The sequence below is a fragment of the Candidatus Poribacteria bacterium genome, from assembly GCA_021295715.1.
Lineage (GTDB): Bacteria > Poribacteria > WGA-4E > WGA-4E > WGA-3G > WGA-3G.
Genome location: JAGWBV010000001.1, coordinates 38,107 through 63,661, shown reverse-complemented (window position 1 = coordinate 63,661; position 25,555 = coordinate 38,107). Strand labels below are relative to the sequence as shown.

Annotated in this window: 17 protein-coding genes; 5 read left to right on the top strand and 12 right to left on the bottom strand. The window is 48.1% G+C overall.

Annotated elements, in window-relative coordinates; translation table 11 throughout:
• Positions 1–147: 147 nt before the first annotated feature.
• From J4G07_00280 to J4G07_00270, 3 genes are all read left to right on the top strand, one after another.
• Complete coding sequence (locus J4G07_00280; protein MCE2412414.1) at positions 148–1,194, top strand: phytanoyl-CoA dioxygenase family protein; 1,047 nt, start codon at positions 148–150, stop codon at positions 1,192–1,194.
• Positions 1,195–1,210: 16 nt separating this feature from the next.
• A complete protein-coding gene (locus J4G07_00275; protein MCE2412413.1) occupies positions 1,211–1,816 on the top strand; it encodes a hypothetical protein in 606 nt (201 codons plus the stop codon).
• 138 nt (positions 1,817–1,954) lie between these two features.
• Complete coding sequence (locus tag J4G07_00270; GenBank protein MCE2412412.1) at positions 1,955–2,638, top strand: SAM-dependent methyltransferase; 684 nt, start codon at positions 1,955–1,957, stop codon at positions 2,636–2,638.
• 16 nt (positions 2,639–2,654) lie between these two features.
• Here the strand turns inward: J4G07_00270 and J4G07_00265 are convergent, their stop codons facing one another.
• The 4 genes from J4G07_00265 to J4G07_00250 all read right to left on the bottom strand — a co-directional run bounded on the left by J4G07_00265 (position 2,655) and on the right by J4G07_00250 (position 8,881).
• Positions 2,655–3,581, bottom strand: coding sequence for a GNAT family N-acetyltransferase (locus tag J4G07_00265; protein ID MCE2412411.1), 927 nt, complete (start codon positions 3,579–3,581; stop codon positions 2,655–2,657).
• 217 nt (positions 3,582–3,798) lie between these two features.
• Complete coding sequence (locus J4G07_00260) at positions 3,799–4,557, bottom strand: hypothetical protein (protein MCE2412410.1); 759 nt, start codon at positions 4,555–4,557, stop codon at positions 3,799–3,801.
• A gap of 550 nt (positions 4,558–5,107) precedes the next feature.
• Positions 5,108–7,735, bottom strand: a complete 2,628-nt coding sequence (locus tag J4G07_00255; GenBank protein ID MCE2412409.1) for a zinc-dependent metalloprotease — start codon at positions 7,733–7,735, stop codon at positions 5,108–5,110.
• A gap of 411 nt (positions 7,736–8,146) precedes the next feature.
• Positions 8,147–8,881 carry a phytanoyl-CoA dioxygenase family protein gene (locus tag J4G07_00250; protein MCE2412408.1) on the bottom strand — a complete coding sequence of 245 codons (735 nt, stop codon included), beginning with the start codon at positions 8,879–8,881 and terminating at the stop codon, positions 8,147–8,149.
• A 472-nt stretch (positions 8,882–9,353) separates the two neighbouring features.
• Between J4G07_00250 and J4G07_00245 the strand changes: the two genes are divergently transcribed.
• Positions 9,354–10,355 (top strand): zinc-binding dehydrogenase, encoded by a 1,002-nt coding sequence (locus J4G07_00245; GenBank protein ID MCE2412407.1) that lies wholly within the window; start codon positions 9,354–9,356, stop codon positions 10,353–10,355.
• 119 nt (positions 10,356–10,474) lie between these two features.
• Here the strand turns inward: J4G07_00245 and J4G07_00240 are convergent, their stop codons facing one another.
• The 4 genes from J4G07_00240 to J4G07_00225 form a co-directional block, all read right to left on the bottom strand.
• Entirely contained in the window at positions 10,475–11,824 is a 1,350-nt protein-coding gene (locus tag J4G07_00240) for an NAD(P)-dependent oxidoreductase (protein ID MCE2412406.1), read from the bottom strand.
• 312 nt (positions 11,825–12,136) lie between these two features.
• Complete coding sequence (locus tag J4G07_00235) at positions 12,137–12,715, bottom strand: GNAT family N-acetyltransferase (protein MCE2412405.1); 579 nt, start codon at positions 12,713–12,715, stop codon at positions 12,137–12,139.
• Positions 12,716–12,740: 25 nt separating this feature from the next.
• Positions 12,741–13,154, bottom strand: a complete 414-nt coding sequence (locus J4G07_00230; GenBank protein ID MCE2412404.1) for an aspartyl protease family protein — start codon at positions 13,152–13,154, stop codon at positions 12,741–12,743.
• A gap of 128 nt (positions 13,155–13,282) precedes the next feature.
• On the bottom strand, positions 13,283–15,433 hold the full coding sequence (locus J4G07_00225) for a carbohydrate binding family 9 domain-containing protein (GenBank protein MCE2412403.1): 2,151 nt from the start codon (positions 15,431–15,433) through the stop codon (positions 13,283–13,285).
• A gap of 1,013 nt (positions 15,434–16,446) precedes the next feature.
• Here J4G07_00225 and J4G07_00220 point away from each other — a divergent pair.
• Positions 16,447–19,080, top strand: coding sequence for a tetratricopeptide repeat protein (locus J4G07_00220; protein MCE2412402.1), 2,634 nt, complete (start codon positions 16,447–16,449; stop codon positions 19,078–19,080).
• Between the two features lie 35 nt (positions 19,081–19,115).
• Here the strand turns inward: J4G07_00220 and J4G07_00215 are convergent, their stop codons facing one another.
• From J4G07_00215 to J4G07_00200, 4 genes are all read right to left on the bottom strand, one after another.
• Positions 19,116–20,660: a hypothetical protein gene (locus tag J4G07_00215; protein ID MCE2412401.1), complete on the bottom strand. Its 1,545-nt coding sequence runs from the start codon at positions 20,658–20,660 to the stop codon at positions 19,116–19,118.
• An 86-nt stretch (positions 20,661–20,746) separates the two neighbouring features.
• Complete coding sequence (locus J4G07_00210) at positions 20,747–22,507, bottom strand: ABC transporter ATP-binding protein (protein MCE2412400.1); 1,761 nt, start codon at positions 22,505–22,507, stop codon at positions 20,747–20,749.
• 225 nt (positions 22,508–22,732) lie between these two features.
• Positions 22,733–24,382 carry an ABC transporter ATP-binding protein gene (locus J4G07_00205; GenBank protein ID MCE2412399.1) on the bottom strand — a complete coding sequence of 550 codons (1,650 nt, stop codon included), beginning with the start codon at positions 24,380–24,382 and terminating at the stop codon, positions 22,733–22,735.
• 256 nt (positions 24,383–24,638) lie between these two features.
• A complete protein-coding gene (locus J4G07_00200; GenBank protein MCE2412398.1) occupies positions 24,639–25,394 on the bottom strand; it encodes a LamG domain-containing protein in 756 nt (251 codons plus the stop codon).
• Positions 25,395–25,555 lie beyond the last annotated feature (161 nt).

Below are 25,555 nucleotides of genomic sequence, written 5' to 3'. Positions count from 1 at the left end.
ACCCAAAACCTGATGAAAATAACCTCGCTTATTTGAAAGTGGCAACTTGGGTTATGATAACAGATAGATACACTAAAGAGGCACTTTGTTAGGGACAAAATCTAAAAAATGAGTCTCAAACATGGGTAAACCGAAGGAGAATGTCAAATGGCGGAATTATTAAGAGAACTTCGCGTATCCAACGATGCAATGAATGATCCGGAAGAATTGCGTCACCGGATCTCGGAAGAAGGGTATGTTTTCTTCAAGAAGCTGCAAGATCCTGACAAACTCTGGGCGTTGCGGCGAGAAATGCTAACGACGATGCAGGAAGGCGGTTGGCTCGTCGCGGGGACCGACCCGATGGACGGCATCGCTGATATATCTACCCAGTGTACCGAGGGTGATCCCGAATACACGGACGTATACCATGAAGTGTATAAGTTAGAGGCGTTTCACCGTTCCGGGCATTGGCACGAAGTCGTTGATATGGTGGAGAAAATTGTCGGCAGAGAGGTGCTACCGCATCCACAGAAGATTGCGCGTCTCTGGTTCCCTAAGTACACGGCGCACACCACACCGATACACCAAGACTTCGTCCACTTCCAAGGGAATTTCCAGACCTATACCTGCTGGGCACCCGTCGGAGATTGTCCGATTGAGTTAGGAGGCTTAGCAGTCCTACCGGGTTCGCATAAAGTCAATAAGGTCATGGAGCATCACTTTTCGCTCGGTGCCGGGAGTCTGTGCGTTAATGAGGACGAGTTGTCGGGTGAATGGCATTCCACGAACTATGAAGTTGGCGATACGCTCATCTTCCCTGCTTTGACCATTCATAAGGCACTCCCGAACTTGACCGAGGATCGGTTGCGTGTGTCGTTGGACAACCGCTATCAGGCTGCCGATGACCCGATCGCTGAACACATGCTTGAACCGCACCTGAATATCTTCAACTCCCTTACGTGGGAACATATCTATCGCGATTGGGAATCTGATGCGTTGAAGTATTATTGGAAAGATCGTGACCTGACTGTCCTGCCAAGGGATCTCAGTTACGGAAATAAGGGGTTTGAGGAAGCGTTGGAATTGGCGAGAGGTGGAGATGAGCGCGCCATTCTACACTTAAACCGTTCAGTTAAGCGTGATGCCACGACCGAATTGGCACAACGCGCAGTTGCGGTTTTACAAGAAGTTGGTGTTGGTACTGCCGATTAAAGAGGGAGACGCTCCCATGGCTTATAGCAATTTCACCTTAGAGACGGTTCGGGAGCAGTTTCAGTTAGAGACGATCGAATCCGCAAACATCTTTGCCGACATAGAACCCGTGCCGCCCAGCGAGGCACTTGTTACGGAATTGGAAAAAAAGGTGCAGTTAGCGGTTGCCATCAGGACAGAGAAGGCACGTTCGGAACTGATTGTGACCAACGTTCTCGTTGAGCTTCGCGAGCAATTCAATCGTCGCATCAGTCTTTTTTCAGGAATTGACTTCAGTGTCGATGCAGAAAAGGAATTAACAGGAACTTGCGATTTTTTGATAAGTCTATCACCGGAACAATTTTATTTAGAGGCACCTGTTATCGTTCTTGTTGAAGCAAAGAATGCTGACCCAACGCTTGGCATCGGTCAATGTGTCGCTGAGATGCTCGCAGCGCAACGCTTTAATGAACAGAAAGGCAATAATATCTCTTGTATTTATGGGGCTACCACCACTGGTACAGAGTGGCTGTTCCTCAAATTGGAAGGTCAGAAACTTTATATTGATATGTCCGTGTACGCGATTGAACGGTGCGACAAAATCCTAGGTATCCTCTCCAGCATGGTTAATCAAAAGGCATGAGACGTTCCGGTAGGTAGTCCATAAGTGAGAGGTTTGCCAGATTATAGTGACCGTGCTATTAAGAGAGATGCCACAACTGAGGTTGCTGCAAAAGACATCAGTGGTCCCCCAAGAAATTAATGCTGGGGATGCTCAATAATGGATTTCCACTACAAAGACATAATCCCCTGGGGGAGATCGTTTGACGAATACTTGGGTATGTTTAACCTCTTCGAGGACGATTTGGCGCGGGACATTGTTGGCGTAGGCGACGGTCCCGCGTCGTTCAATTCCTTGATGCACCAGCGAGGCACGCCAATCATCTCGGTCGATCCGATTTATCGGTATTCTGAGACAGAATTGCGCCAACGAATTCAGGAAACTTACGACGACGTTATCGCGCAAGCCCACCGCAATCAGGATAAATTTGTCTGGACACACATCTCGTCTGTCGATGAATTGGCTGACATCAGGATGCAGGCAATGGAAACGTTCTGCCGAGACTTTGAGAGTGGTAAGCAACAAGGACGCTACATAGACGCATCACTCCCCAATTTACCTTTCCCTGCCGGTCACTTCGACCTCGTGCTCTCCGCGCATCTGCTTTTTTTCTACTCAGCGAACAGAGATTTGGCGTTCCACCTCGACGGGATACAGGAACTGCTCCGTATCGGAACTGAGGTAAGAATTTTCCCTATTGTTGATGTCAATAGCAAGCCTTCCCCTTTCTTATCACCCGTTATCAATGAACTTGAAAAAGATGGAATCGCTTGCGCAGTTGAACGTGTCCCATATCACTTCCAGAAAACAGGGAATGAAATGCTGCGGTTAAGGGCATGCTGATTGCCTGAATTACAGACTACCACTTCTGTGTTGGTGCTTCGGAGAGATCTCTGACGAATTCGTAGGTCCAATCTACGGTCCGATACCCGCAGTTGCTGTAAAAGAGGAACGCTCGGTGGTTATCCCAAGCGGTACTAATCGCTGCGTGTCGGTATCCGATTTTCTTCATCTCTTGAAGTGCGTATTGGAGTAGGTAACGTCCTAAACCCTTCCCCTGAAAATCGTCCTCAATACCGAGCCACGTCGTATGAAGCCAAACTTGTGCATCGGTGTGGCTTGAGAACTCACCGCCGCAGAGGGATTCACAGATACCGACCTGTTCACCGTTTTGGTGCGCGAGCACGGTGCAATTTGGGAATTGTCCGCGTCCGTCCTTCCATTCGACAGAAAGCTTTACCGGTAGACTTGAAGGGATGGGTGTAACGGAATAGTCTTCCCAATCTAAAAACACCTCGCCACTCGAACGTCGGTATCCGTTAAATCCGAGGAGCCCTTGAACTTGATCCAGCGCATCGGATAGATAGGCGTGTTCAAAATGATAGAAACGATACTGACATTCCTGTGGGAAAGCGGAAATTTGGGAAACGTTAAACGTTTTCAGATGCGCCTCCGCTGTTTCCAGTACGGCTTGTCCAATACGCCGTGCCCCGCGTTCGTAAGCGAAAAACCGGATAACACCTAATTTCTCCTCCCTATTTTCTTCAGATCGACTGATACCAACGTGAATAAACGCCTGTATAACACCGTCCGCTACCGCGATAAAGGCAGCTTCGGAATCGAGGCCATCATCCTTTATATCGGCTTTGTCGGCTGTAATTCGGTGCATTGCAATCGCAAATTCTTCCTCTTTTACTGGATAGCAATGCGGGACGTTGGCGGTCATACGGTTGTAAAATTGGGTTAAAGGTTCTTGCATATCAGGTGTGTATTGGATAATTTCCATCTGTTCCTCCTAATTTTTTGTTTGTAATAGTGTAATTCACTACGCGTTTTTGCTTTACGACGGGCGATGAATCGTCCTACTACAAACTTAAAGGCTTATCTTCAGTGCCTTGAATCTATTCCATTTATGAGCCACTCTCACTTAAATATACCCAACTACCTGTTAAGCACAAGAAAATGACAACTTACGTGGACGATGAAAGACCAACATTTGAGATTCATAAATTATAGAAATTATAGAATTTCTCAATCGGACATTCAGGTGTCAACACTTGGTATGGAAAACATTGAAGGCAGTCCTCAACCGTTTTTTGCTTGTTGAGACATTCCAAGAATTGTGTAGCGGCAGGTTGGCGAATGGATCCTTTGTGGGCGATAAATTGCCCCCACAATCCCCAGACTTCAGTTTTATAACCGCTGGGTTTTGCGGTCTTTACATAGTCAGGTGGAAAGAGTCTGAGATAGACTGGAATGTTGTAAAGCCACGAACCACCGCGTACCATTTCTACATCGGGATGGTTTGCTTGGATGTATCGGAACATCGTTGATAATTCCGATTTTCGGAGTGTCATTCTCTCCTCGCTCAATACCCCGTATTCAGAGGTTTCGCGATTGTCAAAGTGGATTCGGAGTTTTTTTGTGTTGCGCCATGGATAGATGTAGGAGAAACACCCAAAAACTTGCCGCTTGTCGGAAGGGTCTGGCTCCACAGCTATGCGTTGGAGATAGAAGTCGTATGTCCAATCTTCAGGGTTATCGGACATGCAGAGACCTTCGATGAACGCATCCCACAGTGGATTGGGAATATCGTCGGAGAGTCGTAAGTTAAACAGCACTGGCAATATCGTGTGGTCCATTAGTACGTCTTTTAGTGCTTGATGAGAGACTTCAGCGATTTTCTGGGCGAATCTAACCTGTAATGTTAGGAATTCTTTTGCGTATTGTATCAAGGGTTCTGACTCATTTCTGTTAGGCATTGATTATAGTAAAGTCCATAATTACTTTTACACGATTGTCGTGCCAACTGTGAGTTGCCTAGCGAACGACACAAACTATGGTAGATTTTAGAATTACTTATACACTCTAACGGCGAGGTTAGGAAACCTCGCCAGCGGTGTGGACGGGTTTTGCTTCTATTGAAATGTAAACTTATTTTCATAATTCACCATAAATGAAGATAAAAAAATAATTCGGTAATGATTTGTGTCAACCCCCGCGTAGGAATCGCGAGCATGCGGGAAACACCCAAGCAAAACACTCGCTCCTACAGCAAGAGGAAACCCTTGAGGAATTATCGATTTAAATACTGAAACTTCACTTAGATTGTGTCTGGTGATTTCCCGCAAACTAACAGTTTGCGGTACAAAAACGCAGCAAATAACGGACGATCCTCAGTTAAATATAGAATCACCTATATATCAAAAAATTGGCGGGGTTACAAGGGGAAATCCGCAAAAATCCCCAAGCAAAACACCCGCCAAGAGACATATTGGTTTATAGGAATCCTAACCGAAAATATAGCGTCATCTAACGTTTCTCGACTCGGAAACTGGCATCCAACGCTTTCTCGACTCGGACCTGCGATTCTTCAAGGTGCGCAAAACTGTAATCGTCAAGAGTGCCTCTGGCATTTTGAAGCGCGCGCTGTATCTTACTGTTGATTTGTCCGAGGTGCAGGCGTGCAAGCGATCTTGCATCCTCCGGCGTGCCAGTGTCGGCTTCCAACACCAGTTTGATGAGTTGCTTCAAGTGTTCACGCTGCAAACCGCGACGGAAACTGGAGATGAACGCATCCGAATTCGACCACTGCTTTGCACCCGCATCCCTTCCGAGTTCAACCCAGACCGCATCCGTAATGCCTGAAAAGAGCTCCGGCAGCGTAAACGCATCCTCACTCTTAGCAAACTTGAGTTCTGTGTCCTGAACACGTGAGAGGATCGTCGGATAAAGCAACCGTTCCAAGATAAGGGTTTGGTTTCGGAGAATGACATCATGCACGGGATAATCGAAACGTAAGGAGTTCCAACTATCTCCACCCCAATCACTCCAACGGGTGATTGCCAAGCTATTGAGTAATTCAGGCGAGAAACTGAAGGCTTTATCCGAAAGGGCATGTTCTTTGATGAATTGGAGTGCCTCGCGTTGTTTTGCGGCTGGCACAGGCACGAAGGGTAAACGACCATTCTCATCACCGCGATGATCGCGATGGTGATACTGCCCACCGATGTATCGGCTTGCGAGGTACATCGTGAAACCGTGTTCAAACAGCAGACTCCCGAAGGCGCGCCTGACACGCTGATAGCCCATTCCTTCTTTCGTAACTTTGTCGGCAATCTTATCCCAGAGTCCCACAACGACCTCGCGCCGTTGCCTGGCAAACGCGAGCGGATCATCACCGAGGTCCCACCGATTTACCAGTGGATCGAGGTCTCTGAAGCGATACCCATAAGCATCCTCATCTGTTCCGTAGGTGAGGTCTGATGTCGCAACACGGGAAGCGATCTCACCTAACGCTTTCAATTCACCTTCGGGTTTGCTTGCATCGATCGGTTTATAGGCGTACTCGACCACCCAGTAATCCCAAGGTCCGATTGTCTTTGTATAGTAATCTCCCTGTTCTTGACCTTCAGGCGCGATATTCACAGCATCGTATTCCATAACGGAACCGATAAGTGCTTCGTTCTTCTTTTTATTTAGGTCTTCAAGGGAGAAGATCGTGCTCGCTTTAAAGTTGTGGCGGAATCCCAACGTATGTCCGACTTCGTGCATCGTTAAAGTCTTGAGTGCTTGTCCAATGAATTCCTCTGGTAGTTCGCCGTCTTCGTCAGTCAACCCCCGTGCCTGTAGGACACTCGCCATAAAGCCCATCTGCCGCGCCAAGCCGGAGGCGATCTGACATTGGAATCGTGAAGAGTGGTCCATAGGGTGGTCGCGTTCATACGCCACTTCATCAAAGAAGGTCATATACTCTCGTTGCCAGTACCGGATCCAGCTCTCACCGATAAGGATATCGGCATCCAAAATCTGGCCTGTCAACGGGTTCACGCGAGACGGACCGATTGCGAACCCTGCGCCAACCATCCAACGAATCGTGTTATACCGTGCATCTTCAGGGTCCCAGTCCTCATGGTCTTGCTGAATACGTGCTTCAATGGCATCGGCAAATCCTATTTTTTCAAATGCCTTGTTCCATTCCAGAATCCCCTGTCGGACGTAAGGACGAAAGCGGTGTGGCACTGTTTTCTCGATATAGAAGATAATCGGTTCTTTCGGTGGCGACAGTTTCGCATCTTTGTCCGCTTTCTCCAAATGCCAGCGGTTGACATACCGGATAAAAGGGGCATCGCTGGTTCGAGACGAATAGTCTTTGACCGCCGTCATAAAATGTCCGAGGCGATCATCAGCCAATCGGGGACGATAATTGTTTTCTGGAAGTCCCGCGAGGCTGTAGTGCAGGGTCAACTGGATACCACGACTGTCCGGAATGGTGCTCATATTCCTTTCTGAACTGTATACAGCATTGACTTTCAACTCAACGTTTTTGGGAAACGCCTTGACCGCTCCCCACGTGCTACGCGTTTTGTCGAAGCGGGCATCAGGAGCAATCCTGCGTGCCAGCGGCGGTAGGTCGGATATAAAAACAGGAGAGATGTTCACTAGCACGCTCTTCCGTTGTGGGTGGATGCTTTCAATTTTGAGTGAAAACAGCACGGAGTCGTTATGCCCCAAGTCAACCGCTTCCGCAATCGGTGTCCCTTCCTTCGCACGGAAACGCACATTTTTTCGCACCAGATGTACATTATCACCGACCCGCCGCCAGACGAGCATCCACTCTTCCAGCGTCATCCCTGAAAGCAGGAATCCTTGTCCCAAGCCGCGCGCAACGCTAATCATACAGAGAAACGGCTTGTCCAATTGTGATGGCTGAATTTCGCAATAGAGGTTCTCTTTTTTTTGATATAATTTGAAGAAACCGTCATAACTTTTGCTATCTTCAGTGACCTTACTAAAATCCTCAAACTCTTTTTTCTTTTTTGCGGGTGCTTCCTGTGTCGCAGCAGATTTCGCAGGTTGTGTTGCTTCTTGGGCTGATACCGAAAAGCAATAACCACCTATTAGCATTAAACAGATCCCAAAAATCAATTGGCATCGCATTATCTTTTCTCCCTATTTTAAACTATAGTGGATCTTAGAATTAATGAGACACTCCAAACCCGTGCGGTTAGGAAACCGCACCTACCGGGGGGTAAAAGTGTCTATTCATTTTTAGAATTCACTATAAGCAATATTAAGAAATCAATATCAGGTTTTGAGGAACGGTGAAAGCAGAGGAAGGGTGGAAGAAACCGCGTATCCGCTATTTTCCAAATTTCCATGCTTCCAATCTTCCAACCAATTTTGGAATCAAAAACACAATTTCAATATTGAAACTTGCTTAAATTGTTACGCAATCAAAAACCATACAAAGACCATTATATTCATCACAACATTTTTTTCAATATTTATGTCTTCCTATGCCCAATAGATCAAGGAACAGACGCACTTAAGGAAAGGTGGCAACTTGGGTTATTGATAATGAACCCGACGACTGCCATCGAATGAGAATCTGGGCCAATCGCGTTCCCAGTTTTCGGAGGCGTAAGGAATATAATGGCACGCCAAGGCATGTCTACGTGTTCCGGGTTTCAAAATCTGCGCGCCGCCGTGGATTAACTTCCCATCAAACAGAATTACATCACCAGCGTTCACCATGACCTGAACTACATCGGTTCCGTTTTCGCGAACGACCTGTCTGACGGCTGGGAAATAGCGGTTGTGTTGTTGCAACTCGTATGTTTCCCCAGGGAGCAACGCCATGGGCACATCACTTTTCGTAATCAATCTGCCTCTATTGGAACCGGGCTGGACGATCAGCGGTCCATTGTTTTCATCGACACTTACCATCGCCATCCATGCTGACATGCAATCGGGTAGATAATACTGGTCTTGATGCAGCGGATGCTCCGATCCTTCATAAAAATGCATCGTTTGAATGCCTTCCGGTTCACCACCAAAACAGTCCGTAAGCGGTTGATGTATACGCGGATCGATAAGTAGATCCAATACCCACTGGTCGTAGAGGTGCTGATTAAAGGTTCGAGACCCGTATTTATCCTGTTGAAAGAACCCTTCAAGGTGCTTACGTCCTGCGTGAAGGTCTTCCATGTGCTCAACAAAACGTTGACACTCTTCTGACGAGAAGACATTTTCAAGAATGAGATACCCATTCTCTTGATAAAACGTTTTTTGTTCAGGTGTCATTTTTTAATTTACCTTGCGGGTGAATGACGCGGACTTCAACCCGAATATTCCTTTCTCAAATCCGCCCTCCATTACATTACGGGCTACGGCTTTGACTGTTGTGGTAAAGAACCGAACTTCCAATTATACCTTGCGGGTGAATGACGCGGACTAATAGCTTGACACGCCTTCAATTTCATTCCGAACTTGGTTTTCGGTTGGCATGTTGCCATAAGTAAAGTACAACAAATTATGTCAAGGGCAACTATCAGTAATTTTATCACGATTATGGACGGGTTGTCAAATTCTCAATCGCCTCAGAAATCGCGGAACCTCGAAGATATGTCTTGACCGATTATCCGTGTCTGTGCTATCCTGTCCTAAGCAATACTTTTTAGAAGGAGGAGGACCTTTTCTCTCCATAACAAACCTTGTCAGTCTATAGCGGACCGTGGAGAGTCTGGGTCACTATATTTTTATGCAGGTTGCAGCAATGTTTGGTGAAAGTAAGGGGGGCGTGGTAGACAAACCTGACCCTCAGGCAGCAGGAGATGTCGTCGTTGTCAAAATTCACGCCGTTCCAATGTGCACAGAATATAAAGGATTCATATCTGGAGGCACTGGCGAACACTTTGGACACGAAGCCGCTGGGGAAGTTGTTGAAGTCGCACAACCCGGTCGTGTTAAGGTAGGGGACCGCGTAGTGGTGCAGCCACAGAACTCTTGCGGGACGTGCCATATGTGTGCTATTGGTGAACACATTCACTGTCAGAGCGGACGTAACATCCGGGAAATTCTGGGGACGGACCCAGCTTCAGCGACTTATGCCCAGTATATGCACAAAATGGAAGATTTGTTATCCCCGATTCCAGAGGGTGTGAGTTATACACATGCAGGGATGGCGTGCTGTGGATTGGGACCGACCTTCGGTGCGATGGAACAGATGCAGGTCAATTCGTTAGATACAGTCATGGTCACTGGATTGGGTCCTGTTGGACTTGGCGGGATTATCAATGGACGGTACCGCGGTGCACGTGTCATCGGTGTTGAAAGCCATCCGTATCGCGCCGAACTTGCGAAAAAGTTAGGCGCAGACCTCGTCTTGAATCCGAATGATGAGGATATCCTTGACCAGATTAGCGATTTCACGGACGGAATCGGCGTTGACAAAGCAGTGGACTGCTCAGGGGCATCCGCAGCACATCGGTTGATGGTTGATGCCGCTCGAAGAAAAGGGCAGGTTACGTTTGTTGGAGAAGGCGGGGACTTTCCGCTGGGTGCAAGCCGCGATATGATTCGTAAAGGTTTGGTTCTGCGCGGGAATTGGCACTACAATCTCGGTGTCTATCCAAGATTGATAAAAATGATCCAAAATTCACCCGAACAGATAGACACGTTTATCACACACACTTTCCCGATGCGTGACGTACAGAAAGCGTGGGAATTGCAAGCGACAGGCGAATGTGGTAAAGTTGTACTGAATCCGTGGGCATAACCTACTTTCAATTTTTCCTTGCGGAGAAATAACGTGTATTCCATCTTTGGCGTGCGTTTCTCATATCTGTAGAAATACCCAAGCAAACCCTCCACTTCGTTACGGGTTTGTGTGTTTGATTAGAAGGTTGCGTCTTGGAGGCGACGGAGTTTGAGGACGAAAGACGCTTCGTTGAGTTCCACCATATCATAAGAGATCGCTTCCCCTTGGGAAACATCGCGTTTGAGTTTGACATCGTAAGCCAAACCGAGGGGAAGCAGATTCTCAGCATGTGCAATTTCTGCCTTTTCAATGAGTCCATTGACGGTATACCCACCACTTCCATCGAGTACTTCTCCGGCTTTCAAATCGCGTTTGGCAACCGTGACAACATCCGCAACAGGTATCGGCAGCGGTGTACCTGTCGGTTGTCCATAGAGCGCAGCCTTGGCAATCGAAATCGGTGCTTCAACAGCCACAAGGTGATACGGACGATAAAGGAGATAGTTCTTTCCGTTCCCTCCGGGATATAGATTGTAGCCAGCAAGATCCTCCTGCGTGAACGGATGATCGGTCCGAATGACGACGAATACGCCCATCTGAAGTGGGTTTCTCAGCATCGTCTTGCCATCGGTCGCAATGCTGTTTGCGAGTTCAACGACCCCGTGTCGGTTCAGGATACCCTCCTCCTCTTGAAGGCTAAAGACCTTGGCGATGTCCTCAATGTTCACTGAGGGTTCGTGCATACCGCGAACGTCCGGTGGTAGTCCTGCCATGTTTGCCAAGGAGGTCATCTCAATCTGTGCTTTCGACCCATCCCGAAACGAATTGAACATCTTGAAGTTAATCGTGCGACGCTCAATATGTTCCTGACTAAATCCGAATCGCTGCGGGACGGTATCTGGTATCCCGATACGGTCATCGTCATAGAACACGGTGCCGCGTCCGGCAGCGACGATTTCAAAACCGAGCGTTTTCGACCATTCAACGATGTTCATTGTCACACCGGGCTGATCGCCATCAACGAGTGTATAGACGACCCCTGCGTTATCTGCCAAGCGTCTCAGAAACGGACCGACAGTCACATCGGTTTCGACGTTAACCATCACGAGATGCTTCCGATGCATCAAAGCATGATACGCCATCCGAGCACCGACTTCAGGGATACCGGTGGCTTCCACAACGACATCAATTAGATCCGATTGAATAATGTGAAGTCCATCCTCAGTGATTGTCCGTTTACCGTCTCGGATCGCATCGTTCATCGCGTCAACGCTTCGGACCTGTTGAATTGCGTCGGATGGGATATTACTGGCTTTATAGGCACCTTTCGCGTGTCCCAAGTCGATATCTGCGATTGCGCTTGCCACCATACCTTGCATCTGTGAGAGTTGCGCCACCAGTCCGGCACCAAATTTCCCTGCACCGATGATACCGACACGGATCGGATTATTCTCCGCTGCGCGCTTGGCAAGTTGTGTGCTGAACATATAAGATTCCTTTGGTTTAGATTCTATTTGAACCCAAGCTGCTGTTTCAGTCGAACGATAAACTCCAATTGCCTTTGGAACTTGCCACGTACTTTTTTAGATTGTAATAGATGTCGCCCCGCTGGGGCTGCGAAGAAGGGGTGGAGACGCGTTTCTATAAACATTCCGCCCCGCTGGGGCTGCGATTATTGGTATATGGGATACCAAGTTACGTTACCGTGAAAATCCAGAGAAAAATGAAAAATACTTCAGAACTCAATGCGAAACAGACGGCATTGCCTAAACTTTAGTATAGGTGGTAACTTGGGTTAGTCAAGTGTTACTTTGAACAAGTTTCTCATAGTCTGCGCGTGTCATCTCAAAGTCCAAGGTTTTTCCATTGTCCACTTCTCTTGAAACGGTGAATCCGAGCGACTGCCACAACGTTTTTGAGCGGGTATTGTCTTCTCGGACATCCATCGGACAGAATCGATCAATTCCCAATTTCTCGAACGCGTGCGTCACCAAGCATCGAACGACCTCTTTTCCGTAGCCTTTCCCCCATAAAGTTTTGTCCCAAATCCCGATGGGGAGGCGCATTATCTTCTCACCCTCAATTTTCCCCCGCTCCAAGTTCATCCACTGCAAACAGACCTCACCGATGGTGCGTCCGCTTGCCTTTTCTACGATTGCGAACAAAAAACCGTCTTTCCTCATGTATTCGCCAGCACTTTTGAGATAGTCTCTCGTTATGGGTTCATCCGGTGGCTCGTCTTCCATCGCCTGTAGGAAATCGGGGTCGTTGTAAAAGGGGACCGCAACATCAAAATCTGCATCTTTGAACGGCCGAAGTGTCAAACGTTCGGTTTCTAAGTGAATGTTGTGTCCCGCGAAGTTGTCTAATTCTACCATAGCTGTAACTCTTCCTTATTCGTTATCAGAGAATCTCTGTAATCCATTCGCCATCATGTGCGGGGTTATAGATGAGTCCTTCTTTTATATCAAGGCAGAGATCGAGATGTTCCAATACCATGTGCCCCACGAGGACAGGTGAGCCTTCGGGCAAATCGGTGATCTGCATTAGACTTGCTCGTTCTAATATCGTAAATTGGACTGCTGAGTAAAGCATCCTATCAACGATGCCAGTGGCGGTGCGGGCTCGCGTCACTTTAATGGGCGTGAGACCGAGTTTTTCAATGAGAGAAGTCGGTAGACAGAGTCCCGTCGCGCCCGTATCAACGAGGGCATCCGTGATAGTAAGCCGCCGCACGTCTTCCGGATTCATAACGCCTAATTTTACGGCTACCAAGTCATATTGATTTTCGAGTTCAATGTGTGTTGTATGTCTCATTTCCCTTCCTCTCTTCGCGTTGAATTCTGAAATTGCGTGTTGTATTGACACGGACAATTATAGCAGATTTGAATAAGAAACATCAAGACGAAGGTGTCTGATTTCACGTAGAGATCACGACGACAACACTATAGACTGAATAGATAGGTAAACTTGCTCAAGACTGTCCATTCATGGTCTTGCAAGCCGTCCGATGCATTCCACGCCTGATCGAACACGAAGTAAAAATCGCTTCCCGGACGATAAATGTAATTGACTAAGAAATTTGCACTTGCCCGCTCGGCACTATCGTTCCACTGCGCGTACAATTTGGTAAAGAAACGGGTATTCAACGCATAACTGATACGTGTGCCAACAACATTTGTGGTGAACAGATCGTTTTCGGGCAGATTAATCCAATTGCGTTGGTATCGCGTTTCAATTGCGAGTTGATACGTCATCCGCCACTGGCTATCAATGTTCAAACTCACGCTGTTGCCGTGGAAGTAATCTCCATAATCTACACCACCGAACACAGCGAACGGACGACTGGTCTCTGAGAAAAACATGAGGGAAACTTGGTTCATTTCATAATCGCCAGCGGGAATCTCGACATCACTGACACTAAAAGATTCTTCAACGCGGTCGAAAAACCGTCGGAAATCGAGACTGAACCCATCATCGGACTCCGAGAGCAGGTCTCCACCAAAGCCGACATCCCAACCGATGGGGTTGTTATCGTGGTCTAACAGGTAACTGCCATTGAAAACCGCACCAACATCTCGCACGCCATAGCGTCTAACCTGAACCTCGTAATCGGCATTCAACATCAACGAGCGGATGTCTCTTCGATGCATGAACCCCATTTTACTGGTAAATTGGGGACCGATGTCGAGATAGGAAGCATTGACGTGAAAATTATCGTTGCGCCAGTCGTTCGAGAGATACCATGCGACATCACGTTCGTCAGGGTCTGGAGACCAACTACCGACGGTCATCGCACGCATCCGCCACTGGTCATGCGGTCTAAAAAAGAGGTCTACCCCGCCATTGCGATGATACTCTCCGAGGTCGCTCTGCCGGTTGGTGAGAATGAAACCGACACTTGAATCACTGAGAATATCACGCTGCATTCTCAGGACAGAGAAGTTCGTCAGGGGTGATTTCGCTGAGGCGGCGGTTGTCATGTTGAGCGCGCCTACACTGTACGCTCCGACCTTTCCAGTCAGCTTACCACCCCCAAGAATCCGAACCCGCTTTTCATCTTCAATGCCGATACGCCGACTGTAAAAAACCGACAGGGGTGGTGGACCGAAGTCTCCGAGCCCCGCCCCAAAGGAGAACAGCCCACTGCCTTCAAGGAAGAACTCGCGCCGCTCAGGAAAAAAGAGACTGAAACGTGTGAGGTTAACCTCCTCTTGGTCGGCTTCTACCTGTGCGAAATCGGTATTCAATGTCATATCTAACGTCAGGTTCGATGTTACCCCGTATTTCATGTCTAAACCGAGATCGCGTTCGGTAGTCCGTTGCCACTTTGTGTCGTCGAGATTTCTCGCCAAGCCACCGAGGAGATACGGTTTGACATCAAAATATGATGGCGATGCAATACCTTGTAGCCCAATCAGTTTGCCTTGATACGTCGGGTGATAGGTGCCGGGCCAGCTCTCGCTTCGAGGAACCTGTATCCATTGTGTCGTTTCATTCTTTCGGGCGATATTGCGTCCAAAATTCACACCCCACACCATCGAATCGTCTTTTTTGAACCTTAACTGATTGAACGGGATCGCGATCTCAACTGTCCAACCCTTATCGTGTCGCCGTCCGGCAGCTTCCCAGATACAGTCCCAGCTTCCATTGAGGTTTTCGCCGCCATCGGTGACTGCGGTATCTGACTGTGCCCCAAGCGCATTCATCCGAAAAAAGACGCCCTGCCTTTTATCACCGTAGGGGTCAAGCATAACGTAAACGTTGTCATTCTGCCAAAGCTGCCCATCACGCCGCATTTCGTTCGCAACAACTTTTTCAGGTTCGGCATCGAAACACTCAAACCCGATATAAAGTTTCTCCGCGCTATACAACATGCGAACTTCTGTGCGCTCGGTACTCGGTTGCCCTTCATCGGGTGATTGTTGCGTAAAGTCATCAATAACCTGTGCCCGCTCCCAATCTACCTCGCTGAGATGCCCGTCAATTTCGATTGTGTCTTGGGTGAACACTGGTCTAATTTCTCTGCTGGCTTCAACATTTATGCTCGTTGCTGTAATCGCTACAAACATCACAAGAACGATTCTGTGACGCATCTCTTCTCCTCTTTTAAAGTTTTTTACCTATGAACGTGATATTTTGTTGTTGTTTAAAAAAGAAAACACCCTCACCGAAACCCTACTTTCATGCCGTTCCGTGATGGGCGTTATGTTGTACAACTCGGAGATGTTTTGTCTACTCCTTATAAGCCCACCTCTGCACGATGGATAAAAATAGTACCACCAGAGCCAGCGAGTGGGCAAAGACAGTTTTCATGTAGTGTAAGAGAGGTTTGATGTATTCCGGTACCAAAGCCTGCAGTAAGTGAAAGATAAAACATTTGATAATCCTGCTTAGAATCTATGTATGTTAAGTATTGTAACATATCGTGTCGGTAGATGTCAAACCTATTTCAGAGCTATTCAATTTTTAGTTGTCTGAATCAGGATTCACAGGATTCAAGGATGTGCAGGATAATGTCAGTCAGCGTTTTCGTCAAAGCATGGCAAGCTTGGGGGAATTGAGGAAACACCCTATCAAAACCCCCAAGCAAAAACACCCTCGCCTACAGAAGCGGAAGTTTCAATGACCAACCGAAAATAGGGAGTATTGAATAGCTCTGCATCTATTTACGATTCCTATAGAATTCCTGTAAAATCATTAACCTTCAGTTTTTCGGAAAATTCACATTTTTTCATGAAAAAGGAAACTGTTTACAACGAAAGATAAGAATGAAGTGAGGTGTCGGGAATCGGAATTCCCTCCTACAAGACGGCTTGACGCCACAACAGACGTTGGTTATAATAACGTGAGTTGGGTAATTTGAAAATAAAGCGGGGTATTTTTTCATGAAAGACTTGATGACGCACAGGCTCGTCCTTCGTATATTTATGACCCTCCTGTTGACATTCAGTCTCCAAGGCACCGCGGACGCATTGATCCCCAAGGTTGCCGTTCCATAGGATGTTCATTCATGAAAACGAACAGAAAATTTTTATTAGGTTTGCTGGCTTTAATAATTTTGTGCGCCTGCGCGCGGGCTCCCCAAGAGATTGAAGAAAAAAGCTTAGTGTCTGCAGAACCTTCACAACCTGAGGATGTGCGGACTTCTATCGTTCGGGTCGTGAGTAGGTCGAGCATTAGAGGCGTGGGCAATGGGTTCTTTGTGGCACCGGACAAGATTGCGACGAACATTCACCTTATCGCTGATGCTAATCCTGTTTCTGCACATGTAAGAGGCGAGGGTGTGACACGGTCCATCCGAGGTGTTACAGCGTATGACGTTAAAAACAACCTCGTTATTTTAAAAGTTTCGATTGAAGGCACACCACTTCCACTTGGCGACAGCGACACTGTTAAAATAGGTAACGCTATTTTCGATGCGGGTCTCCTCGCCAGAGGATCCAAGGATAAAGCCAAACAAGGGACTATATTTGGGATCCGAGAGAACGACAAGTGGTTCTCAACGACGCTTCAGCCTAATCCAGAGATCAGTGGTGGTCCTATCCTGAACAGCAAAAACGAAGTCATCGGGATTGAAGTAATAGAGGAGGACTTTGGTTACGCAATCCCCTCAAATGCCCTCAAGGTGTTGCTTGCCCAATCGGACACACTGGAATCTCTCAAACAGTGGCAGCAGCGAGACTCGATACGGGCATACCGTTACGTAGCGCAAGCAAAACGCAAATTCAGCGATGGTGCTTACACTGAAATGATAGATGCCCTCAATGAAGCCATTGCGTTAAACCCAGAGTTTCCGACTGCCTACACTCAGCGCGGTGAGGCGAAACTCTCTCTCGGTGCGTTTGAATCTGAGCAGGGGAATGCGACGGAGGCACAACGGCATTATCGTTCAGCAATTGACGACTCTAATAGAGCACTTCAACTCAATCCAAACGCCGCTGTTGCTTACAAAAACCGAGGACTCGCGAAAAGGTTACTGGCGGATTCCGAAACCGACATAGGAAACACAGCAAGACAACGATACTACCACGAGGCACTTGATGACTACATGCAAACCATCAAACGAGTGCCGAATCATGTTGCAAGTTACACTGAACGCGGAACCGCAAGAAAAAACCTTGGTAATCTTGAATCTATCAAAGGAAACGTCTCGGAGGCACGACGACACTACCACAAGGCGATTGATGATTATACACACGCCATTAAAATTAAACCTGATTATGCCAAAGCCTACTACGGGCGAGGACTCGCAAAAGAGGAACTTGGGCGGCGGGAAGAAGCGAGAACAGATTTCGAGCAGGCTGAAACCTTAAAACAGGAACAAGCTACGGTTCGTGTAGGCGGGAACGATAGCCATGCTACTGGTTTCTTCGTGACACGTAATAAGGTTGCAACGAACGTTCACGTTATTGCTCCCCTCGAATCTGCTTACATGCAATCCGTTGACCGAAAGAGGATTTGGACTGTTGAAGGCGTTACTGCGTTCGATGTCAACAATGATCTTGCCATCCTAAAAGTTGCGGAGGACGGAACGCCGCTTCCACTTGGTAACAGCGACACCATTCAGAGGGGTGAGGCTGTATCCGCCGTAGGATACCCCACAGGAAACTATACGGTTTCGGAGGGCACTTTACATAGCATCCGGGATAGGGATAAATGGCTTCAGATGAACGTTAAAATTTCTCCCGGCAACAGTGGTTCGCCTGTAATAAATAGTAAAGGACAGGTCATAGGGGTAGTCTCCGGGGCTGTAGACCCTTACAGTTACGCTATCCCTTCAAACGTCCTGAAGGCACTCATCGTTGAGTCGGGTCCCCCTGAACCCTTGGCACTCTGGCGAAAACGAGGCCCCATCCTTGTCTATGTACACGCCTCACAGGGAGCGAGGAATTATATTGAGGGTCGCTATGACGAAGCGATAGCCAATTTCGATAAAGTCATCGAATTAAACCCTGAGAATACTTATGCTTATTACAATCGAGGACTTGCAAAATTCAGGCTTGCTGATCTTGCGTCTGAAAAAGAAAATACAGAGAAAGCCAGAAGGTTATATGAGGCAGGAATTGAAGACAGCACGCAAGCCATCAAACGAGATCCAGAAGACGCTAATGCCTACCACAACCGTGCGGGAGGAAGGTTTCGCCTCGCGCAATCAGAGACAGATACAGCAAAGAAACAGAAATACTACCAAGGTGCGATTCACGATTGGACACAGGTCACCGAACTGAATTCAGAGTATGCCGATCCGTATAACAATCTCGGTGCGGCAAAGGTGTCCCTTGGTGAATCTAAGGCAGATCAAGGGGACATATCGGAGGCACAAGCGTTATATGTGTCGGCGATTCAAGACTGCACGCATGCGATACAGCTGAACCCAGAGAATCCGGATCCATATATCAATCGAGGGTATGCCCAGTTTCACCTTGGTAAAACCAAGGCAAATAAGGGAGATAGAGCGGGCGCGGAGGTATTATACACAGCAACAGTCCGAGACTGCACACAAGCGATACAACTGAACCCAGAAAATGCCGCCGCCTACGGCAATCGCGGTGTTGCCAAAGCTGCCCTTGGTAACGCTGACGGCGCGATAGAGGACTTTGATATTGCACTCCGACTTGATCCAGAAAATGCAGAATACTTCCATGAGCGTGGGCTTGCGAAAGAGGCATTTGGTCAAACGGAAGAAGCCAAAGTGGATTTTGAGAAGGCTAAGGAATTAGACCCGAATGTCGGACAGTGACCACAGAAGATGACATTTTAGCACAAATGTCCCGGTTATGGGTTTACTCCGACTCGGAAGGCATAAAGTTTTGCTCGATTCAGCACAAAACGGAGTCGTAAGGGTTGCGTTGCCCTTGCTAACGTCGCCGATTTCCATTGCACCGAATGTCGGACGTTATCCTCTGTTATCGGGACACAATCATCAATCGAAAAACCGGATTGCACCTGTCCATCGGCTGTCAGCACTTCAACGCCGATTTGTCCACCGCTTGCATCTGCATTGATTTCAAGCCCGCCGTCCGAAATTTGCAACGGGACGGTTTCAATGACACCACCCTCCGCATCAGCATCGAGTGAGACGAAACCATCTAACCGCCACTTCGCAAGCCCAATTTCCTTGTGTCTATCCTTCATCTGGGCACCATGGGTGTGGACGGTCCCCGTATAGTACCAGCGAATTTCATCATCAGTGATGATCGGCTCTATGGCGGTTCCCATAATCATACCCATGTCGAACGTGCCGCTTTCGCCGCGTGGAATAATAGGTGTCCGAATCGAACCCGGATAGTCCCAATTAAACCCGTCTCGACTGCAAACGAGTTGCGCGTCAATCGGTCCGTCAATAGGAATCTCGTGCTCCGCGGCACCCGGTCCCGTCACATACAATACCCCAACAAGCCCGATGTAAATGTTGTGATAGAGGAAACCGGACATGTTGTGAATCTCAGCACGATCGGCACCATACCGCTGGACACCGATTTCATCGTCTACATCAGTTGCACCGAACATCGGTTGCAGAGGCTCCCACGGTCCCTCTAAGCGCGGACTTTCGGTATACGCGATCATACGTCGTGCGTCTTTGTCGTCTCCACGTATCAGGGCATAAGCTCGGAACATTTCCTTTTTATTATCGTAGATTACATTGAACGCCCCTTCGTTGTCCCGATCTGCGACGGGTTCCAAGTAATCTGAATCGTCCCATCGAATACCATCGGCGGATGTGAGGAGAAAGATATTGCGATACCGTCTGCAAAAACCGATCATCTTATACCGTTTCTGTGGCTCTGGTTCGTCATCATCACGGAATACGCACGCGCCGTGTAGATCCCAGACGATGTTGTTGTTGGGATTTCCGTTGAATTCAAAGAGTCCGAGATTCGGTTTCGTCCATGTTAATCCATCGTCACTTTCGGCGTAACAGGTAAGATCACCACGATCGTTCTCAACGAACTTCCGTCCGTACGTATCGTGTGTCTGTCCCCTATATGTTGACGGGTTTCGGTCTGGACGTGGGACGTAAAGTCCTGGAATCTCGTTCCCCTCAAACCGCCAATGCGGTCCCATGCGACACATGTACCACATCCGGTATTTCCCGAATGCGGCATCGTACATCGTGGTGCCGTAGAGGTGAACGCGTCTGGATTGATCCGGTCCTCCGTGTTCCCACGGATTATCGGGGTCAGGTTTCAGGACAGAAACGTCATGCTTTACGCATTGATGCAACGTGCGCGTTACGCCGTGCTTTGAAGCGATCAGCGCGTCATCAACGAACAGTTCTGTGTTTCCGGTGTTAAGCGTGTGAACGGTATTTGAATTCACGTCATTTCCCTCAATTATTGTGAAGTTAGTACCATACGTGGGACGGGTCATATTTCCTTTCTGCCCACCACGTTAGGTTAACAGTCTCAATCGCCCGCCCACAACTTCCGCATTTCCTCAGAGGAGGCAAGCAATTCATCCAGCGTTCCGACTGCCTCAACGCGCCCGTCTTTTAGAACGACAATTTGGTCTGCCCGACGCAGCGCGGGACGGCGGTGAGAAACAACGAGGCAAGTTGCCCGCGTGGTCTCAAAAAGACGTTCCCACAAGATCTGCTCCGTATCTACATCTAACCCGGAAGAGAGATCGTCAAAAACGAGAAGATCCGAGTCTCGGGCAAACATCCGTGCAGCCGCTGTACGTTGCATCTGTCCACCCGACAACTTGACCCCACGCGGTCCGACCACAGTATCAAAACCGTCCTCGAGTGTCGGTAGATCTGTTTCCATGACACCGAGTCGGATCGCCCGATTCAGGTCATCCCAATTCCACGGCAACCCCATGAGGATGTTGTCACTGAGTTTTTCACTGAAGAGTTTCGGAGTTTGGGGTGTATAGGCACAACGCGGTGGAACAAAAAACGACTTCGGATCTTCAACAATTTCGCCATTCCAGCGAATCTCGCCTGCCTGTTTCGGCAGGACTCCCAAGAGCGTTTGCACCAGCGTCGATTTACCGGAACCGATCTGTCCCGTAACAACAGTGAACGAACCCGCTGGAATTTTCAAATCTATGTCAGTAATCCCCGCTGTCTCGCTATCGTAGAGATAGGTAAGACCAGAAACAGTGAGTTCATGTAACTGATCTGCCTCGGTCCTTTGAGGGATATGGAGCGGTGGTTGATTTTCTCGCAGATATACCGGTGTGTGTTCCACTAAATCTTCTCTGGGCATCTCATCAACGGTCTGTTCCATGCGGGAGTACGAAACCTCTGCTCGCTTGTGCTGTGCCATTATACTGCCGACGAGCGATCCGCTTCTGGCAACTTCACCGATATACGTATGAAAAAGCGCGAAGTCGCCGAGTGAAAATACGCCTGTTTTCATCTGTTCAGCAATCAAAATCAAGACCACGCCGGTGGCGAGAGTATTGATATTGAAACTTATGGATCGCAAGACTTGATTGAACAGGTTATCCACCACAGTCGCCTTGCGGCGTGAATCGTTCAATTTCTGAAAATGGGCAATTACATTCGACTCCGTCCGTGCAACCTTTACTGCCAAGATGGATTGGAACAATTCGTTGACAAAATTAGTCGACTGTTCCGTGGTGATACGCTGCGCTGTACGATACCTCTGAATGAATCGTCTTGACACATTGACGACTGTAATAATTAAGATAGCTGGGATGACTGTGATGACAGTTACGGTTACATTGATTCGAGCCATCACGATAATTGCCAAGATCGCGAAGATGAGATTGCCCCATAAGTGAATGTACTGCTCCAGATAACTCAGGATCGCTTGAACGTCGTCTCGGAGCCGATTTGTCGTCTCACCAGAGGCAGTTGAGACGCTATGTGGTGCCGACATGTTCATGATAGCAGTCATGAGGTTTTTTCGGAGAAGCGTTGAAATAGCGTAACGCCAGCGCGCCCATACGAACGCTGAAGAGATGAGTACGCCACGATCGCCAAGATGTGCGACAACGAAGAGTGCAACGAATGTCCAAGGATTGAGTCCTGCCCCCGATCCTCCGGTGACGGGATCAAGTGCATCAAAAAATGCCTTCCGAATAAGTCCGTCGAACAACGGCATTAGGTCGTCTAATCCCCGAAAAAAGATAGTGCCGATAAAAAGGAGTGGACGGTAACGGATGAGGCGAATCGATGCTTGCCCTGTTGTCATTTTTTAATTATACCTTGCGGGAGAACAACGTGAGTTAGAACTTTGGTGTCCGTTTGTATATATCCGCCTGCGCCGTTGTTGCTGCAGGCTACGTTCTTGGTGTAGGAGGGGAAACACCCCAGCAAAAACACTCCGATTCCCAACCTTCCACCCACTCCGACAAAACCGAGTCGCAAATTAACCGAAAACCCGCTCGTAATTTAATGGAGAGGGATCCAATCACAATTAATTAAAAGTTTCCAATCCTGTCCTTAGCAACTGCGAGAAAAGCGAATCCGGGTCCTGGACGAGTCGTTTGCGTTCGCCATGTTCCCGAATCTCTCCGTTGGCGAGAATCATAATTTCGTCTACCTGTTGAACCGTTCCAAGCCGATGCGCAATGATGATACTGGTGCGTCCCTTCAATAACCGCTGCACCGCAGTATCAATGCGCTGTTCCGTTGCCGGGTCAAGTCTTGAAGATGGCTCATCAAGGATAACAACTTTCGGATCTTTGAGGAAAACCCTTGCAAATGCCAGCAATTGTGCTTCCCCTGCAGAAAGTCCAGTGCCCTCAAGCAGTGTATCAAGACCATTCGGTAGGGATTGATACCATTCAGATAATCCGAGTTCTTCAATCACCGACAGGATCCGACCGTCAGGGATTTCGGCATCAAAGAGCGTTAAGTTCTCACGCACCGTTGCATTGAAGAGTTGCACATCCTGCGTAACCATACCGATCCGGTTCCGCAGATCGTCCAACAGAATCTTCTCAATTGACTTACCTCCGACGCGAATCTGTCCACTATTAATCTCATAGAATCGAAACAGGAGTCGGGTAATTGTTGTTTTGCCGCTACCTGTCCGTCCCAACAACCCGATCGATTTTCCTGGGGCGAGTTGGAACGAAACATCCTTCAGCACGGACTCATCCTCGGTGTACCCAAATGTAACATGGTCGAATTCAATGTCAAGTGCGTCTGATGTCGAAAGTGCCTCTGTGCCATCCGCAATATCGGAAGTCATGCGATAGAGTTCTTCGATCCGTTTCAACCCCGCGGTTGCCCGTTGAAGTTCGTTAATCTGACGACTAATCATAATCAACGGACCTCGCAGCATCATCGTGTAATGGATGACGAGGTAGACGGTCCCAATTGTAAAAACGTCTTGCCGATACAGGTAGATACCCATCCCCATCGTCAACGCAACTCCCAATGCGAAAAGGACACCACTGATTGTTTGGAGTACTTCCCCCATCACGTGTGCTTTGACAACTCGACCGTATACATCCCGATTCACATCGTAGAACCGATCCATGGTATAGCCGATGCCGCCGTTTGTGCGAAGATCTTCAATACCGGTCAGCCGTTCTTCGAGAAACCCAAACAGTCTGGAATAGCCTTCTCGCTCAGCTGTGTAGAGGGGAACGGCAATATTCCGGGTTAGGTTGTAGACTATAATAGAAATCACCACGAAACAGGTCAATGCGAGACCGATACGCCAGTCTTCACGCGTCACCAAAATCAGAACACCCGCAAGGAACAACAGACTCCCGATCACTTGAAGTATAAATTCAGAAAAAAAATTTGAGAGTGCCGCCGTATCACCGTCAACGCGCTCGACCATCTCGCCGGGAGTATACTCGTGATGGAAGGACATGTCGAGTTGTAGACAATGATGCGCGAGGTCACCGCGCATCTGATTCGTCGCTCGCCAGCCAATGTCTTGTGCTAAATAAGTATCGATTAACATCACCACTTGTCCAAGGAACCCTACTGCGAAGAAGGCACCGCCTGCGATGATGAGGCTTCGTGTTTCGCCTCCGGCTTCTGCGGTATCAATGAAATAGCGGAGAATTTGTGGATTCAGTAAACCGAGACCGATCCCAGTAAACATGAAGAGCGCGAGCAACGTCACGCGTATCCACTGGGGTTTCAGATACTGTGAAAGGAGTGCAGCGTATTGCCTGAAAGATACTTTTTCCAAATTTTAATTTTTCCTTACGGATTTTTAATTTTTCCTTGCGGAAGAACAACGTAGGTGTTTTTGCTTGGGTGTTTCCCCTAGAACTTTGGCGTGCCTGCCTCACGAGTCGTCTGCGCCGTTGTTGCAGGCTACGTTTCCAATATAGGAGGAAACTCCGATATTTCGTCTAATTTTGTTTCAGTGTTGCCCAGGTGACCGCGAGTTTCCCTTTACTTTCAACAGGCAGTCCGATGGTTGCGAGCCTTTTGAGGTCGTCGGCACCCAATGTTCGGTCATAGATCATCACTTCATCGATCAACCCTTTGAAGTATCTGGCACCACAGCATTCATCCCATCCGAACTTTAAGTTTTTGACTGTTTGTTCGATATGGGGAATGTCGTTTACCTCAGAATCGAGTTTATCAGTCGCTCTGTGATAAATGTAACTCGTTGCTTTATCAGGTTCAATCGCTATTGCGACCAACGCCCATTTATTTTCCGGGATTTCTGGTGCGCCTTGCCAGTTCCACGTCAGTGCGGAGTTGTTGTTCCATACATAGGTTAGGGTGTTGTTCGCGGCGACCCCCATCCACCACGATGCTGGATCACTTCGACCGACGACAATTCCTGACCAATCTATCGTTTTCCAGCCGTTAATTCGGGCGATCACCGTGATTGCGGTCGTTGTTAACTCAAACGTATCATCAACAACAGCATGTCCACCACCACCGTCGAATTCAACGGCACCGTTCACCCAACCGTCGTCGGACCATTTCGCGCCTTTTTCCAAATTGGCATCGTTTCTGTTGCCTGATTCGTCATTTCCATTGCCATCAAGGGGCCAGTAACCGACGAGTCCTTCCGCAAGATCCACTGCAAACACACTTGTAGAGCAAAGGCTCATAGCAACGGCAAAAACTACAATAACGCTTATTCTGTACACCTCTTATCTCCTTATGTACTGTTCATTGCCCTGCATTCCGCCCCTTTAGTGGCGGAAAGTAGAGACACAGTTTTTGATAGAGAAAAACAACCAAAGATGCTATACTTTCAACAAGCACCACTTCAAAAGATAAACAGTATCTTCATAAATCTTTATCATAC

What these genes read in the sequence shown, in the direction of transcription:
- J4G07_00280 (MCE2412414.1), top strand. Translation starts at nt 148, where the DNA reads ATGGCGGAATTATTAAGAGAACTTCGCGTATCCAACGATGCAATGAAT.
- J4G07_00275 (MCE2412413.1), top strand. Translation starts at nt 1,211, where the DNA reads ATGGCTTATAGCAATTTCACCTTAGAGACGGTTCGGGAGCAGTTTCAG.
- J4G07_00270 (MCE2412412.1), top strand. Translation starts at nt 1,955, where the DNA reads ATGGATTTCCACTACAAAGACATAATCCCCTGGGGGAGATCGTTTGAC.
- J4G07_00265 (MCE2412411.1), bottom strand. Translation starts at nt 3,581, where the DNA reads ATGGAAATTATCCAATACACACCTGATATGCAAGAACCTTTAACCCAA.
- J4G07_00260 (MCE2412410.1), bottom strand. Translation starts at nt 4,557, where the DNA reads ATGCCTAACAGAAATGAGTCAGAACCCTTGATACAATACGCAAAAGAA.
- J4G07_00255 (MCE2412409.1), bottom strand. Translation starts at nt 7,735, where the DNA reads ATGCGATGCCAATTGATTTTTGGGATCTGTTTAATGCTAATAGGTGGT.
- J4G07_00250 (MCE2412408.1), bottom strand. Translation starts at nt 8,881, where the DNA reads ATGACACCTGAACAAAAAACGTTTTATCAAGAGAATGGGTATCTCATT.
- J4G07_00245 (MCE2412407.1), top strand. Translation starts at nt 9,354, where the DNA reads ATGTTTGGTGAAAGTAAGGGGGGCGTGGTAGACAAACCTGACCCTCAG.
- J4G07_00240 (MCE2412406.1), bottom strand. Translation starts at nt 11,824, where the DNA reads ATGTTCAGCACACAACTTGCCAAGCGCGCAGCGGAGAATAATCCGATC.
- J4G07_00235 (MCE2412405.1), bottom strand. Translation starts at nt 12,715, where the DNA reads ATGGTAGAATTAGACAACTTCGCGGGACACAACATTCACTTAGAAACC.
- J4G07_00230 (MCE2412404.1), bottom strand. Translation starts at nt 13,154, where the DNA reads ATGAGACATACAACACACATTGAACTCGAAAATCAATATGACTTGGTA.
- J4G07_00225 (MCE2412403.1), bottom strand. Translation starts at nt 15,433, where the DNA reads ATGCGTCACAGAATCGTTCTTGTGATGTTTGTAGCGATTACAGCAACG.
- J4G07_00210 (MCE2412400.1), bottom strand. Translation starts at nt 22,507, where the DNA reads ATGACAACAGGGCAAGCATCGATTCGCCTCATCCGTTACCGTCCACTC.
- J4G07_00205 (MCE2412399.1), bottom strand. Translation starts at nt 24,382, where the DNA reads ATGTTTACTGGGATCGGTCTCGGTTTACTGAATCCACAAATTCTCCGC.